The sequence below is a fragment of the Frateuria sp. GZRe14 genome (assembly GCF_051900395.1).
In the GTDB taxonomy this organism is placed as follows: Bacteria; Pseudomonadota; Gammaproteobacteria; order Xanthomonadales; family Rhodanobacteraceae; genus Frateuria_A; species Frateuria_A edaphi.
This window is the reverse complement of sequence record NZ_JBHZGJ010000002.1, coordinates 402,724-416,352: the sequence shown is the minus strand read 5'-3', so window position 1 is coordinate 416,352 and position 13,629 is coordinate 402,724. Positions and strand designations below refer to the sequence as shown.

Genomic DNA, 13,629 nt, shown 5'->3' with positions numbered 1-13,629 from the left:
GGCGCTTCACGCATGCGCGAAGCGCAATGCGCCATGCTGGCGGGTACGGAAACCCCTCCGATAGACTGCCTTTCAACTTCCCCGGTGTTTTCCTGATGCTCGACACGGTGTTGACGTTCCTTTCCAACGGCGTGACCCACGCCAGTTGGCTTGCCATGCTGGTCTACATGCTGGTGGTGACCCAGCTCACCATCTTCACGGTGACTCTCTACCTGCATCGCAGCCAGACCCATCGCGGCGTGGATTTCCACCCGGCGCTGGCGCATTTCTTCCGCTTCTGGGGCTGGCTGACCACCGGCATGGTCACCAAGGAGTGGGTGGCGGTGCACCGCAAGCACCACGCCAAGGTGGAGACCGAGGAAGATCCGCACAGCCCGATGATCTACGGCATCAAGAAGGTGTTCTGGGACGGCGTGTCGCTGTACCGCGACGCCTGCGAGTCGAAGCAGGACATGGAGCAGTACGGCCGCGGCACGCCCGATGACTGGGTCGAGCACAAGCTCTATGGCGCCCATCCGTATTGGGGCCCGACCCTGATGCTGCTCATCAGCCTCGCGCTCTTCGGCGTGATCGGCGCGGCGCTGTGGGCGGTGCAGATGATCTGGATCCCGTTCTGGGCGGCCGGTTTCGTCAACGGCGTCGGCCACTGGGCCGGCTACCGCAACTTCGAGAGTGCCGATACCGCGCGCAACCTGATTCCGTGGGGCTTCTGGATCGGCGGCGAAGAGCTGCACAACAACCACCATGCGTTCCCCAGCTCGGCCAAGTTCGCCCTGCGCAAGTGGGAGTTCGACATCGGCTGGGCGGCGATCTGCGGGCTGCGCGCGGTGGGCCTGGCCAAGGTGCTGCGCGTGGCGCCGGCCCTGGACGTGCGTCCGAACGTGAACCTGCCCGATGCCGAGACGCTCAAGGCGGTGCTGACCCATCGCTTCCAGGCGATGACCGACTACTACCGCGGCGTGATCATGCCGACCCTGCGCGAGGAAGCCGCCCACGCGGGCGACAACCTCAAGGCAATGCCGCGCCGGATGCGCCATGCGCTGGCCGACGGTGGCCGCTGGCTGGATAGCGAGGGCAGCGCGCGCCTGCAGGCCGTGCTGGCCAAGCGCCCCACGCTGCGCACCGTGTGCGACTTCCGCACCCGCCTGGCGGCCCTGATGGAGCAGCGTGGCGCCGAACAGACCCTCAAGGGCCTGCAGCAATGGATCGCCGAGGCCGAACAGAGCGGCATCCGTTCGCTGCAGGAGTTCGCGGCACGGCTGAAGGGTTACCGCGTCGCCAACGCCTGAACGGCCTGATGCATGAAAAAAAGCCCGCCTCCATGGCGGGCTTTTTTTTGCCGGGTGGGCTTCAGCCCTGTGACTTCGGCGTTACAGCTTTGCCGGTCCCCGCGCCAGCCAGCGATCGATCGTGCGCTTTTCGTAGCGCAGCGGATCGGTACTGGAAGACCCGCCCGGGCTGTCGTACATGAAGCCCAGGTCGGTGAGCGTGCGGTCGCCTTCGCGGACCACCTGCCCCTCGCTGTCCAGCAGGCGGAAGTGCAGCGTGATGCGCGGCGGATAGACGTCCTTGACCACGCGCACCGGCTGCAACGAACCCACCGACGGCGCATAGGAGCCGGCGCGATCGATGTCGGTCACGACGATGTCGAGGGTCTGGCCTTGTCCAAGCTCGGTCGCCGCCTTGGTTTCGATGTAGCGCTTGAGGGTGTCCAGGTAGGCCGAATCGGCGCGCATGGGTGCGAAGGCGCGCACTTCCTTTGTTTCGGTGAAGTTTTCCGGATGGTCGTAACGGACGGTGACCGTGCCGGTGGCGGCCGCCGCCGTGGTGACAACGAAGGCGAGGACCAGGCCTGAGGTGGGGCGGAAGAGGAGCTTGGACATGGCGTATCTCCGGTAGGCGATGCAGCACCAGGCTGGGGGATGGAACGCAAACGCGGCGCGGGGTTTGCGCCTGCGTGGAAACGCCTGAGCGCGCGCCGGGTGGACAGCCGGGGTTGGCCGAGCCGCTCTAGTCGAGGAAACGCCAGGACTGCGCCGGTTCGGGCAACCGGCAACTCGCGCGTCGCCCGAACAGCCGGTACCGGTGGCGGGCGATCCAGCGGTACGCCGGGTCGCGGCACAAGCGCGGGGTCGCCAGCAGCAGCGACGCGGCCACGCGCCAGCGACCGCCGAATTCACGCAGGACGTGCGCGATGGCATCGGTATCGGTATGCCCGCGCCCGTCGTGCACCAGCAGGAACGACGCCGGGTCGTCCGCCGACAGGCCGTGCGCCTGGAGCAACCTGCGCCCATGCGTGCCCTGCATGGCGGCCAGCCGGAAGCGGCCCGCGTGGTCATGCCGGAGCACGAAATCGACCCAGCGGCTGCACAGCACGCAGACCCCGTCGAAAACGATGACGTCCTCCCGCTCAGCCATCGCTCGGCTCCAGCCGGCCGCGATAGGCGACCAGCCGGCCCAGCAAAGGCAATCGCGTATCGATGTGGAAGCTGTAGCGCCCTTCCTGCGCGCCGCTTTGCGCAAGCACCGAGCCGAACCACATGCGTGGCAGCGGCAGGCCAGCAGGTTTCCACCGCTAAGTTGCCAGTCGATCGCATCGCCTGTACGGCGCAGTTCGAAATGCAGCGTTACCGGGCCGAGCCGTTCATGCAGCCGATCGCCCCGCGGAGCCCGGGTGAGGCGGGAGCGCATCCCGCCGTGGGCAAAGCGCCGCGTCCAGGTTTCATGGCCCGGGTGTCGCTCGATGGACAGCTCCAGAGGCTGCGCCGGACCCGGTTCGGGCAAGCCCAGCAGCCACCGCAGGAGGCGCGCCGGCAGGTGGCCCGCGCCGGCCACGTCGGCCTGGCCGATGGCGTGCACGCGCGGCGCATCGCCATGCATGCGCCGCACCGGCGTCGCCAGTGCGTGCCATTGTTCGCCGAGCAGCGCAGGGAACAGGGCCTCAGCCATGGCGCGGATCATAAGCGAGCGGAAACTTTCGCGCGCCCAAAAGAAAACCCGCCGTGGGCGGGTTTTCTTCGAAGATCACTTGATCTTGCCTTCCTTGTAGATCACGTGCTTGCGAACGACCGGATCGTACTTCTTGAACTCGAACTTCTCCGGCGTGTTCTTCTTGTTCTTCTGCGTGGTGTAGAAGTGGCCGGTGCCGGCCGAGGAGATCAGGCGGATCTTGTCTTGGGTCTTGTTAGCCATGGTTCAATCCTCAGACCTTCTCGCCGCGGGCACGCAGCTGGGCGATCACGGCCTCGATGCCATTCTTGTCGATGGTGCGCAGCGCGGCGTTGGAAACGCGCAGCTTCACCCAACGGTTTTCGCTGGCGACCCAGAAGCGGCGCTCGTGCAGGTTCGGCAACCAGCGGCGACGGGTCTTGTTGTTGGCGTGCGAGACGTTGTTGCCGGTCTGCACACCCTTTCCGGTGACTTGACATACACGGGCCATGAGGGCCTCCGTAATCGGTATCTGACCGCCCGTTGGCCAGGGCGGCATCGGCCCAGCGGCGCTTGGGGCGCCACGCGATGCTGGAGGGTGTTGCGTATCGAGCGTGGCCGGCTTGCGTTCCCGCATCGCGTCGCGGAAGCCCGAAAGATCGGGGCGGCCTCGGTCGAGCCGCGTATTCTCGCGGAAAAACAGCATCCTGCGCAAGTCGCCCGGGGCGCCTGACCGTGGCGGGGCGTGCGGATGTATGGAACAATCGCCCTCTTTGCTCGCCCGCATTCACGAATTCGAGGGATTCCCGATGGCAGAAGTCACGCCCGCCAACGACCAGGCCGCCGGCCAGGCCATGCCGCAGTTGATGCTGCAGAAGATCTACGTCAAGGACGTGTCCTTCGAGGCTCCCAACGCGCCGCAGATCTTCCAGGACATCGGCGAGAACGACCAGGTCCAGCCGCAGGTGCAGCTCAACCTGGGCCAGCGCGCCACCGACCTGGGCAACAGCCTGTACGAAGTGGTGCTCAGCCTGACCCTCACCTGCACCATCGGCGAGCGGACGGCCTATCTGGCCGAGGTCCACCAGGCCGGCGTGTTCGGCATCGCGGGCTTCAACGAGCAGGACCACGACGGCATCATCGGCAGCTACTGCCCGAACCTGCTGTTCCCCTATGCGCGCCAGGTGATTTCCTCGCTGGTGCTGGAGGGCGGGTTCCCCCCGTTCCTGCTGCAGCCGATCAACTTCGACGCTCTCTTCGCGGAGCAGCAGCGCCGCGCGGCGGGCGGCGGCGAGGCCCCGACGCTCAACAGCTGACGGCGACAACCCATGCGGGACCAACCGATCCTCGCGGTGCTCGGCGCCGGCTCCTGGGGCACCGCGCTGGCCGCGCTGGCCGCGCGCAACGGCGTGACCACGCGCCTCTGGGGCCGCGACCGCGCGGCGCTGGAGGCAATGGCGCAGAGCCGCCGCAACCAGCGTTATCTGCCTGACCTCGAGCTGCCGGCCGCGCTCGCCTACGAGCCGCAGCTGGCCGCGGCCGTGCGCGATGCCGACATCGTGCTGATCGTGGTGCCCAGCCACGCCTTCGCCGCGATGCTGGACGAGCTTGCGCCGCTGCTCGACGCCGGCACGGCGATCGCCTGGGCGACCAAGGGTTTCGAGCCGGGCACCGGCCGCTTCCTGCACGAGCTGGTGGCGCAGAAGCTGCCGGGCCGGCCGGCCGCGGTAGTCACCGGACCGTCGTTCGCGCGCGAGGTGGCCGCCGGGCTGCCCAGCGCCGTCACCGTGCACTCGGAAGACGAGGCCTTCGCCAAGTCGCTGGCCGCGTTGCTGCATGCGCCGAACTTCCGCGCCTATTCGGGCAACGACGTGCTGGGCGCCGAGCTCGGCGGCGCGATGAAGAACGTGTTGGCGGTGGCCACCGGCGTGGCCGACGGCATGCAACTGGGCCTCAACGCCCGCGCCGGCCTGATCACCCGTGGCATGAACGAGATGCTGCGTCTGGGTCTGGCGCTCGGCGCGCGGCCGGAAACCCTGATGGGTCTGTCCGGCCTGGGCGACCTCGTGCTGACCTGTACCGGCGATCTCTCGCGCAACCGGCGGCTCGGCCTGGCCTTGGGGCAGGGCATTGCGCTGGACGAGGCTGTGCGCCAGATCGGCCAGGTGGTCGAGAGCGTGGTGACCGCCGACGAGGTGTCCCGCCTGGCCGAACAGCATGGCCTGGACCTGCCCATCGCCAGTGGCGTGCGCGCCGTGCTGCACGGCGAGGTCACTCCGGTCGAGGGCGTCCGCATGCTGATGTCGCGCGAGCAGAAGCCCGAATACCCGCAAGGCTTGTTCGGCAACGCCTGACCCACGGCTCCGTCCGGGAAGATGGTTGGGGTGAACGGCCGGGGCCACGACGTTGCTCCCGGTCGACGGCGGGCCACGCCCGGCCATGCGACGTGAATGGGCGGTGGGCTGAAGCCCACCTCATGCCCCGTGGGGCGGCCCCGCACGAACTTGCGCCCTCGACGCGCACACCACCCATCCCCTTGCTAAGCTCGTTGTTTTGGCCGGCAAGCGGACCGCATGCGCATGCAGCAACCGGACGAAAAGCAGCCTGCCGATCGTGCCTCCCCGGCGGAGGACATGGCCGGAGGCGGCTTGCCACCGGCCTGGCGCCGATTGTTCAAGCCGCCCGCGGGAATTCCCGCCGAAACCCAGGTGCTCGGTTTCTTCCTGGAGGTCATGCCCGAGGAAGGTGCTTCCTGGGCCCACCTGGACGTCGCGCCGGTGGCGCTGGGCGTGGCCGAGCAGGGCCGCTACGTGCGCCCGGTCCCGCTGGACAGCCGCCACCTCGCCCAGGCGCCGCTGCAACCGCACGAACAACACCTGGCCGCTGCCTTGCTCGGTCTGCCGCAGAACGTGCGCAAGGGCCGCAGCTACGTGCGCCTGGCCGGTCACATCGGTGACGCCCTGCTGGCGCAGATGCTCGATACCGCGCCGTGTTTCCTCGGTGGCCTGGCTGGCCTGCGCCTGTCGCGCGGCAAGGCGCATCCGCTCAACTGGCACTGGCACCTGGAGCAGGATGGCAGCCAGCGCCTGCTGCCCACGCTCGGCCATAACCAGCGCCTGCTGCGACTCGATTGCCTTTGGTATCTCGACGCCGAACGCGCCACGCTGGGCCTGCTCGAGGCGGACAAGCGCGAAAGCCACTGGCTGGACCTGCCGCCGCTCAGGCACGAAGCCGGCCGGCCGTTGCTCAAGGCGCTGAAGAACAGCCCGCTCGGCCAGCGCCTGCCCGCACCACAGGTATTCGACGAACTGCGCCGCGCGGAACTTGCGCCCAAGCCGGTCCTGACCCTGCACGCACTCACGCGTCACGCCCGCCTGGCCGCCGGGACGCCGCCGCTGGCCTATGCGCGGCTGGCCTTCGACTACGCCGGCGAGCGCCTGCCCGGCCGCGGCGGCGAACCGCTGGTCCGCCGCGTGCGGAACGGCCACCTCGTCGAGATCACGCGCCGGCGCGCGGAGGAGCTCTCCGCGATGGAGCAGCTCGAGCGCGTCGGGCTCACTCCGGGCGTGGACACCGAAGGCCTGCCCTGGGACCTGGCCGACACCCTGCCCGAGGACGCCTGGCTGTTCCCCGGCAAGGGCTATGCCGGCGCGCTGGAGGTGAACACGCCGGCACGCTGGCTGGCGCTGCGCGCCAAGCTCGAGGCCGAAGGCTTCCAGCTCGACTACGCGCCGAGCTTCCCGTTCGAAGTGCTCGAAGGCCCGGTGCGCTGGTACGGCAACGCCACCGAAGACGCCGACGACCATGCCTTCGACCTGGAGATCGGCATCGAGGTCGAGGGCAAGCGGCACAACCTGCTGCCCGCGGTGGCGCAGGCGCTGGCCGAGCACCAGTTGAACCTGAGCCCCGCGCCGAACGAGCCGGAAGACGCCGTGTGGTACGCGCCGGTCGACGAGCGCCGCCGCGTGCCGGTACGCCTGAAGGAACTGCGCGGCCTGCTGGCGCCGCTGGCCGAGTACCTGGAGCGCCCAAAGAAGAAGCTGCACCTGCCGCGCGTGCAGGCGGGCCGCCTGGAGGAACTGGTCGAGGCGCTGCCCAGCGGCGGCGAACTGCGCGCGCCCGAGGCACTTCGCGGCTTCACCGCGCGCCTGCGCGATGCCGCCGAGCGCGCCAGCGACGCCATTCCCGACGGCCTCACGGTCGAGCTGCGCCCGTACCAGCGCGAAGGCCTGCGCTGGTTGAACGCGCTGGCCGAGGCCGGCGTCGGCGGCGTGCTCGCCGACGACATGGGCCTGGGAAAGACGCTGCAGTTGATCACCCATCTGCTCGCGCTCAAGCAGCGCGGTGCGCTGACCCAGCCGGCGCTGGTGGTGGTACCGACCAGCCTCATCCCCAACTGGCAATCGGAGATCGCGCGCTTCGCACCCGACCTCACGGTGCTCGCGCTGCACGGTCCACAGCGCAGCGGCGACTTCTCCCAACTGGGCGCGCAGGACATCGTGCTCACTAGCTATGCGCTGCTGCCGCGCGATGTCGTCACCCTGCGCAAACAGCCGTTCGCGCTGATCGTGCTGGACGAGGCACAGCAGGTGAAGAACCCGCGCACGCAGGCGCGGCGCGCCGTGCTCAGCCTGCGCGCGCCGCGCTGCGTCTGCCTGACGGGCACGCCGCTGGAAAACCACCTGGGCGAGTTGTGGTCGCAGATCGACCTGGCCGTGCCCGGCCTGCTTGGCGACGAAGGCGCCTTCCGTCGCCACTACCGCGTGCCGATCGAGAAGCAGCGCGACGACGAATGCCAGGCCCGCCTCAACCGGCGGCTTGCGCCCTTCATCCTGCGGCGCACCAAGGCGCAGGTCGCGTCCGAACTGCCGCCCAAGACCGAGATCACCCGCCGCGTGGTGCTCGACGGGCGCCAGCGCGAGCTCTACGAGAGCCTGCGCCTCACCCTCGCCGAGGAGCTGCGCGAAGTGATCGCCCAGCGCGGCATCACCCATTCGGGCATCGTGGTGCTCGACGCGTTGCTCAAGCTGCGCCAGGTCTGCTGCGATCCGCGGCTGGTCAAGCTCGAGGCCGCGCGCGGCGTGCGCGAGTCGGCCAAGTTCGAATTGCTGATGGACATGTTGCCGGCGCTACTCGCCGAAGGCCGCAAGGTGCTGCTCTTCTCGCAGTTCACCGAAATGCTCAAGCTGATCGCCGCGGAACTGGATCGCAAGCGCATCCGCTACGTCATGCTCACCGGTGAAACCCGCGACCGCGCCGAACCCGTGCAGCGCTTCCAAGACGGCGACGTGCCGCTGTTCCTGCTTTCGCTCAAGGCCGGCGGCGTGGGCCTGAACCTCACCGCCGCCGACACCGTGATCCACTACGACCCGTGGTGGAATCCGGCTGCCGAGGCGCAGGCCTCCGACCGCGCGCACCGCATCGGCCAGGACAAGCCGGTGTTCGTGTTCCGGCTGATCACCGCCGACACCGTCGAGGAACGCATCGAGGAGTTGAAGGCGCGCAAGGCCGAACTGGCCGAGGCGGTGCTCGAAGGCGGTGGCGCCCGCGAGAAGCTCAGCTTCGACCAGGACGACCTGGACGCGCTGCTCGCGCCAGGCTGAGCGCACGGCCCGCGTGGAGCGGGCTTCCACCCGCTGCTTTCGACGGTGCGAAGAACGGCCGGCTGAACCCCTCGCCGCGGGATGGCGTTCGATCGGCGGTGCCGGCAGGCGCGGGTCAATCGCGCGCGGCGACCTCGTCGATGTGGTACAGCAGGTCGGCGGGGTCCTCGTACACGCGGAACGCGCCGGCGCGCTCCAGCTCCTCCTGCCCGTAGCCGCCGGAAAGCAGGCCCACGCCGAGGCCACGGCAACGCTGTGCGGCGAGCATGTCCCAGATGCTGTCGCCCAGGACCAGCGCATGCTGGATGTCCACGCCTAACCGTTCGGCCGCGGCCAGGAACAGATCCGGGTCGGGCTTGGCGTGGCGCACGTCATCGCGGGTGATCACCGGCACCTTGGCCGGGTCGACGCCGAGCGCCTCCAGGTTGTGTGCCGCCGTCTGCATGCGGCCGCTGGTGGCAATGGCCCAGGGCAGGCCCGCCTCGGTGAGCCAGTCGAGCAGCTCGCGCGCGCCCGGAAGCGGGCGCACACCACCGGCTTCGGCACGCCGCGAGAACGCTTCCGCGTGCCAGCGGCGCAGCCGCGCCACGCGCTCCTCGGTGATCTCGATGCCGGTCTCGCGCAGCAGGATGCGCGTGAACAGCCCGCCGCTCATGCCGATCTTGCGGTGGATGCGCCACACCGCCAGCTCGATGCCCTCGCGGTCGAGCGCCTCCTTCCACGCCAGCACGTGCTGATAGACGCTATCGACCAGCGTGCCGTCGAGGTCGAACAGGAAAGCGGTGCGCGGGCGGGTCATCGGTGTTTTCCCGAGGCGGAGGCTGTATCCAGAAGCCCGATCTTGCGCAGCCCTGCGCGCAAGGCGGCACGCTGCGCGTCGTTCGGCCAGCCGACCACCGTGTCCACTACGTGCCCATGGCGCATGAAGTAGAACGTCGGTGTCGCGACCCGGGTTACGAAGGGCAATCCGGCATCCTCGTGAAGGATGGCCAGCGGCTGCGCGGGATGTGCGCGGTTCCATGCCGTGAGGGCATCGAAGGCGACGATGTCGTGGGCTGGCGCCACCCATCGGGCATGCGTGCGGAACATTTCGCGCAGCATTCGGTCGGCGCCGATGCTGCGCGCCGCGGCTTCGGAGAAGTGGCAGCCGGTGGACCCGAGCACGACCACTTGCGCATCCGCATCCAACGGTAACGGCTGACGCCACAGGTCATGCCCGCCGCGCGCGACCCAGGTGGTCGGCTGATCGTGTTCGAACTTTGCGTCGTGCAGGGTCGGCGGCGATGGGCGATCCAGCATCGGATAGGCGCCGATTAGTGCGCGCGCATCGGCGGGGCGATGTGCGGCCAGCAACGCATCGTAGAGTGCGTCGACATGCGGCCGATCCACGCGATGGCGGCGGTCCAGCTCGTCGAAGTCGCGACGCATGTCCGCCAGGTAGACGGGCGATGCCACCACGAAGCTCAACCGGTTCGCGCCGCGAAACAACAACTCGACGTCCTGGTCGCTCAGGGAAGCCAGCCGCCGTTGCGCTGGCGCGAACTCGCGCGCGTACACGTCAGCCAGCATCTTCGCCTCGTCGTCAGGCGTGGCGGGCGTCTGGAGATGGTCGTAAGCACTTTCGAGCGTCGTCTGCACTGTGGCCGGCCGCGCTCGGGTGCGTGTGGCTAGGTCATTGGCACGGCCCTGGGCATCGAACAGACGCAATACGTTCCATGCCTGGACGCGTGTCAGGTCGTAACGGAGATCGTCGGTACTGAAGCCGCCAAGCCCGCGCTCGCCAAACACCAGGCTCGCCAGGAAGCGCCGCCTGCCGGCCGGGGTAAATGCGCTCAGTGGAGAGGCTTCGACCGGTGTGTGGCGCACGTACGCATCGATTTGGGCGCGCGAGGCGATCGGCCTGTCCGGCCAGCGTAACGGCGGAGCAAGCGTGACCGCCGTCGCTGACGGCAACGGCTGCGCTGTCCAGGCGATCGGCGCCCACATACATGCGCAAACCAGCGCGAAGCCGAAGACACTCGGTCGGATCATCGCCATCCTCCTTGTGATTGCGTGGAGGATAGCCGCGCGGCGCTCAGGGGATGTCTACGCCCGCGGCAGCAGCGGGAGACCCGTTTCCATCACCGCCAGTGCGGCGGCGCCGAGCAGGCCCGGTTCCGGGTGCAGTACGGCGATGGTGGGCACCTGGCGCATGGTGTCGCTGAAGCGGCCCTTGGCTTCGAAGCGCTGGCGGAAGCCGCCGCGCTGCAGCCACGGGAGCAGGATCGGCAGCAGGCCGCCGGTGAGGTAGACGCCGTCCCAGCCACCCAGGGTCAGCACCAGGTCGCCGGCGACGGAACCGAAGATGCCGGCCAGCGTTTCGACCGCGCGTACGCACAACGGATCGGTGCCGGCGCCGGCGTGGGCGGTGATGTCCTCGGGGGAGTAGTCCTGCGCACGCTCCCCGGCGATGTCGGCCAGCGCCGTGTAGAGGTTCACCAGGCCGTTGCCGCAGATCAGCCGTTCGTTGGAGACGCGGCCGAAACGCTCGTTGAGCCGATGCAGGATCTCGATGTCCTCGCGGCTGTGCGCGGCGAAGCCGGCGTGGCCGCCTTCGCTTTCCAGCACGCTGCAGTGGCCATCGCGGCGCAGCAGGCCACCCACGCCCAGCCCGGTGCCGGGACCCATCACCACGAAGGTCTGGTGATCGCGACTGTCCAGCCGCGGCAGCGGCAGGTCGCCGACGGCCTTCAGGTGCTGCGGCTGCAGCAGCGAGACGGCCATGCTCTGCGCGGCGAAGTCGTTGACCAGCCGCACCGACTCCATCCCCAGGTCCGCCTGCAATGCATGCGCGGCGACCGCCCACGGATTGTTGGTGATCTGCACCGTCTCGCCGTCGGCGATGCGCCCGGCCGCGGCGATGATCGCGCGCGGCGCGGTCAGCCCGGTGTCGGCGAAGTATTGCCGGATGGTGTCGGCCAGCGTGGCGAAATCGCGTACGCGGTAGCGGCGCACGCTGTCGGCCACGAGCGGCTCCGCGGCGCCGACGTCGGCGAGCGCGAAGCGCACGTTAGTGCCGCCGAGGTCGGCCAGCAGGGTGGGGGGTCGGGTGTCGAAGCTCATCGGGTCGTTCTGTGGCGCAGCGCGGGCGCGGCGGCAATCGGGGGAAGGTATCGGAAACCGGCCTGACTGGCTACTTGCGAGCCGGTCGTTGTGCGACCGTCGTGGAAAATGTGTGATGCACCGACCCATGCGGCGCGACGGGCAGAACTTGACGGTGTCATGCAGAGTCGTCCGTTCGGGCATGTCCGGGCAGCGAGCGATGGAACGCCGCAGCCGGAAGGCATGCGAAGCCCGCGGCGTACAATGGCGCCTTTCGCACCAGCGACGGATCTGCCATGAACTTCCCCGCCATCCGCATGCGCCGCATGCGTCGCGACGCCTTTTCCCGCGCGCTGATGCGCGAGCACAGCCTATTGCCGGGCGATCTGATCATGGTGGCGTTCGTGATCGAAGGCGAAGGCCAACGCGAAGACGTGCCTTCGATGCCGGGCGTTGCGCGGCTGTCCATCGACGAGTTGCTCAAGCTGGCCGGCGAGTGCGTGCGCCTGGGCATCCCCGCGCTGGCGTTGTTCCCGTCGCCCGGCCCGTCGGTCAAGAGTGAAGACGCCGTCGAGGCGTGGAATCCGGACAACCTGATGCATCGCGCCACCCGCGCGCTGAAGGCGAAATATCCCGAACTGGGCCTGATCGGCGACGTGGCGCTCGATCCCTACACCACGCATGGCCAGGATGGACTGATCGACGAACGCGGCTACGTGATGAACGAGCCTACCGTCGAGGCACTGGTAAAGATGTCGCTGGCGCAGGCCGAGGCCGGCATGGATTTCGTCGCGCCGTCGGACATGATGGATGGCCGCATCGGCACCATCCGCGACGCGCTGGAAGCGGCCGGCCACATCCACACGCGCATCCTCGCCTACTCGGCCAAGTACGCCTCCAGCTTCTACGGCCCGTTCCGCGACGCGGTCGGCTCGGCGGCGAACCTGGGCAAGGGCAACAAGCACACCTACCAGATGGACGTGGCCAACTCGGACGAGGCGCTGCGCGAGGTCGAGCTGGACCTGGCCGAAGGCGCCGACGCGGTGATGGTCAAGCCGGGCATGCCCTACCTGGACGTGCTGCGCCGGGTGAAGGAGACCTTCGGCGCGCCGACCTTCGTCTACCAGGTGTCCGGCGAGTACGCGATGCTCAAGGCCGCCGCCCAGAACGGCTGGCTGGACGAGAAGGCGGTGGTGCTCGAATCGTTGACCGCGTTCAAGCGCGCTGGCGCGGACGCGATCCTTACCTATTACGCCATCGACGCTGCGCGCTGGCTGGGCGGCGAATAAGCTCCTTGTAAGAGTGGGACTATGCGCATGGATGCACCCGACCCGAATGCCCACGACCTGGCCGCCTTGCAAGGCGTCTGGCGGCAGGTCGCCTTCGAGGAGAACGGTGTCCCCGACGCGCCCGACAGCACCGGCGCGCCTGATGCGTTGACCATCATCGACGGCGATCACTTCTGCGTACGCACGCCGCAAGGCGAAATGCTGCTCGAAGGCCGCTTCATGCTGGACGCTTCGGTGACGCCCAAGGCCATCACCTGGATCGACGCGATGGGTCCGGATGCCGGCATGCCGCTGCCGGCCAGTTACCGCCTGGAAGGCGACCGTTTCGTGTTCATCGCCGCCGACGCCGGTGCGCCGCGGCCGACGACTTTTCGCACCGTGCCCGGCCTCACCATGCGCAGTTTCGTGCGTCACGCGTCCGCCGCAGCGGCCGGGAACGCCGGCCGCTGAGCATTCGGATTACCGGCAAGGGGTCAGGCAGCGAACCGCTGCGTGGCGTCGGTGGCGCCGGCCGCGCGGAGCTTTAGTTGTGCAGTTCGATGCGGTACGGACACTGCGTCGTCAGCGCACTGCCATGGTGATCAGCGCCTTGTGCTGCGCACCGAGCGTCGGCGAACACGGCCTTGTCGAACGTCCAGAATGCCTGCGTCGCCCAGGGCCTGGGCGTCCATCACCTTGGGCCTGCCCAGGTTCTTCGTGTCGAACATGGGTCATCCGTTCTGTGTGGG

At 68.7% G+C, this 13,629-nt stretch carries 14 protein-coding genes; 6 read left to right on the top strand and 8 right to left on the bottom strand.

Annotated elements, in window-relative coordinates:
- The first annotated feature begins 95 nt into the window (after positions 1 to 95).
- Entirely contained in the window at positions 96 to 1,289 is a 1,194-nt protein-coding gene (locus ACFWZ1_RS16160; RefSeq protein ID WP_439667185.1) for a DesA family fatty acid desaturase, read from the top strand.
- An 81-nt stretch (positions 1,290 to 1,370) separates the two neighbouring features.
- On the opposite strand, the gene ACFWZ1_RS16155 is transcribed toward ACFWZ1_RS16160, so the two are convergent.
- The 4 genes from ACFWZ1_RS16155 to rpmB form a co-directional block, all read right to left on the bottom strand.
- On the bottom strand, positions 1,371 to 1,883 hold the full coding sequence (locus ACFWZ1_RS16155; RefSeq protein ID WP_439667184.1) for a DUF3016 domain-containing protein: 513 nt from the start codon (positions 1,881 to 1,883) through the stop codon (positions 1,371 to 1,373).
- Positions 1,884 to 2,010: 127 nt separating this feature from the next.
- Entirely contained in the window at positions 2,011 to 2,418 is a 408-nt protein-coding gene (locus ACFWZ1_RS16150) for a thiol-disulfide oxidoreductase DCC family protein (RefSeq protein ID WP_439667294.1), read from the bottom strand.
- Positions 2,419 to 3,024: 606 nt separating this feature from the next.
- Complete coding sequence (gene rpmG, locus ACFWZ1_RS16145) at positions 3,025 to 3,192, bottom strand: 50S ribosomal protein L33 (protein ID WP_017463578.1); 168 nt, start codon at positions 3,190 to 3,192, stop codon at positions 3,025 to 3,027.
- 10 nt (positions 3,193 to 3,202) lie between these two features.
- Entirely contained in the window at positions 3,203 to 3,439 is a 237-nt protein-coding gene (rpmB, locus tag ACFWZ1_RS16140) for a 50S ribosomal protein L28 (protein WP_209619039.1), read from the bottom strand.
- Between the two features lie 298 nt (positions 3,440 to 3,737).
- Here rpmB and secB point away from each other — a divergent pair, with 298 nt between their 5' ends.
- From secB to ACFWZ1_RS16125, 3 genes are all read left to right on the top strand, one after another.
- Positions 3,738 to 4,244, top strand: a complete 507-nt coding sequence (gene secB / locus ACFWZ1_RS16135; RefSeq protein WP_231322001.1) for a protein-export chaperone SecB — start codon at positions 3,738 to 3,740, stop codon at positions 4,242 to 4,244.
- Between the two features lie 12 nt (positions 4,245 to 4,256).
- Entirely contained in the window at positions 4,257 to 5,282 is a 1,026-nt protein-coding gene (locus tag ACFWZ1_RS16130) for an NAD(P)H-dependent glycerol-3-phosphate dehydrogenase (RefSeq protein WP_231321998.1), read from the top strand.
- Positions 5,283 to 5,507: 225 nt separating this feature from the next.
- Positions 5,508 to 8,531, top strand: coding sequence for a DEAD/DEAH box helicase (locus ACFWZ1_RS16125; protein WP_439667183.1), 3,024 nt, complete (start codon positions 5,508 to 5,510; stop codon positions 8,529 to 8,531).
- Between the two features lie 115 nt (positions 8,532 to 8,646).
- On the opposite strand, the gene ACFWZ1_RS16120 is transcribed toward ACFWZ1_RS16125, so the two are convergent.
- From ACFWZ1_RS16120 to glk, 3 genes are read right to left on the bottom strand one after another with little or no spacing between them, the layout of a single operon-like run.
- Entirely contained in the window at positions 8,647 to 9,330 is a 684-nt protein-coding gene (locus tag ACFWZ1_RS16120; protein ID WP_439667182.1) for an HAD family hydrolase, read from the bottom strand.
- The gene (locus ACFWZ1_RS16115) at positions 9,327 to 10,568 is read right to left on the bottom strand and encodes a hypothetical protein (RefSeq protein WP_439667181.1); all 1,242 of its coding nucleotides are present in this window, start codon (positions 10,566 to 10,568) and stop codon (positions 9,327 to 9,329) included. The genes ACFWZ1_RS16120 and ACFWZ1_RS16115 overlap by 4 nt, the downstream gene beginning before the upstream one ends.
- A gap of 48 nt (positions 10,569 to 10,616) precedes the next feature.
- On the bottom strand, positions 10,617 to 11,633 hold the full coding sequence (gene glk / locus ACFWZ1_RS16110) for a glucokinase (protein ID WP_439667180.1): 1,017 nt from the start codon (positions 11,631 to 11,633) through the stop codon (positions 10,617 to 10,619).
- A gap of 275 nt (positions 11,634 to 11,908) precedes the next feature.
- Between glk and hemB the strand changes: the two genes are divergently transcribed.
- Both hemB and ACFWZ1_RS16100 read left to right on the top strand, forming a co-directional pair.
- Positions 11,909 to 12,901, top strand: a complete 993-nt coding sequence (hemB, locus tag ACFWZ1_RS16105) for a porphobilinogen synthase (RefSeq protein WP_439667179.1) — start codon at positions 11,909 to 11,911, stop codon at positions 12,899 to 12,901.
- Between the two features lie 27 nt (positions 12,902 to 12,928).
- Positions 12,929 to 13,351: a TIGR03067 domain-containing protein gene (locus ACFWZ1_RS16100; protein WP_439667178.1), complete on the top strand. Its 423-nt coding sequence runs from the start codon at positions 12,929 to 12,931 to the stop codon at positions 13,349 to 13,351.
- A 131-nt stretch (positions 13,352 to 13,482) separates the two neighbouring features.
- Here the strand turns inward: ACFWZ1_RS16100 and ACFWZ1_RS16095 are convergent, their stop codons facing one another.
- The gene (locus ACFWZ1_RS16095; RefSeq protein WP_439667177.1) at positions 13,483 to 13,608 is read right to left on the bottom strand and encodes a hypothetical protein; all 126 of its coding nucleotides are present in this window, start codon (positions 13,606 to 13,608) and stop codon (positions 13,483 to 13,485) included.
- Positions 13,609 to 13,629 lie beyond the last annotated feature (21 nt).

What these genes read in the sequence shown, in the direction of transcription:
- ACFWZ1_RS16130 (WP_231321998.1), top strand. Translation starts at nt 4,257, where the DNA reads ATGCGGGACCAACCGATCCTCGCGGTGCTCGGCGCCGGCTCCTGGGGC.
- ACFWZ1_RS16120 (WP_439667182.1), bottom strand. Translation starts at nt 9,330, where the DNA reads ATGACCCGCCCGCGCACCGCTTTCCTGTTCGACCTCGACGGCACGCTG.
- ACFWZ1_RS16095 (WP_439667177.1), bottom strand. Translation starts at nt 13,608, where the DNA reads ATGTTCGACACGAAGAACCTGGGCAGGCCCAAGGTGATGGACGCCCAG.
- ACFWZ1_RS16160 (WP_439667185.1), top strand. Translation starts at nt 96, where the DNA reads ATGCTCGACACGGTGTTGACGTTCCTTTCCAACGGCGTGACCCACGCC.
- ACFWZ1_RS16100 (WP_439667178.1), top strand. Translation starts at nt 12,929, where the DNA reads ATGGATGCACCCGACCCGAATGCCCACGACCTGGCCGCCTTGCAAGGC.
- rpmB (WP_209619039.1), bottom strand. Translation starts at nt 3,439, where the DNA reads ATGGCCCGTGTATGTCAAGTCACCGGAAAGGGTGTGCAGACCGGCAAC.
- ACFWZ1_RS16125 (WP_439667183.1), top strand. Translation starts at nt 5,508, where the DNA reads ATGCAGCAACCGGACGAAAAGCAGCCTGCCGATCGTGCCTCCCCGGCG.
- ACFWZ1_RS16155 (WP_439667184.1), bottom strand. Translation starts at nt 1,883, where the DNA reads ATGTCCAAGCTCCTCTTCCGCCCCACCTCAGGCCTGGTCCTCGCCTTC.
- glk (WP_439667180.1), bottom strand. Translation starts at nt 11,633, where the DNA reads ATGAGCTTCGACACCCGACCCCCCACCCTGCTGGCCGACCTCGGCGGC.
- ACFWZ1_RS16150 (WP_439667294.1), bottom strand. Translation starts at nt 2,418, where the DNA reads ATGGCTGAGCGGGAGGACGTCATCGTTTTCGACGGGGTCTGCGTGCTG.
- secB (WP_231322001.1), top strand. Translation starts at nt 3,738, where the DNA reads ATGGCAGAAGTCACGCCCGCCAACGACCAGGCCGCCGGCCAGGCCATG.
- rpmG (WP_017463578.1), bottom strand. Translation starts at nt 3,192, where the DNA reads ATGGCTAACAAGACCCAAGACAAGATCCGCCTGATCTCCTCGGCCGGC.
- ACFWZ1_RS16115 (WP_439667181.1), bottom strand. Translation starts at nt 10,568, where the DNA reads ATGGCGATGATCCGACCGAGTGTCTTCGGCTTCGCGCTGGTTTGCGCA.
- hemB (WP_439667179.1), top strand. Translation starts at nt 11,909, where the DNA reads ATGAACTTCCCCGCCATCCGCATGCGCCGCATGCGTCGCGACGCCTTT.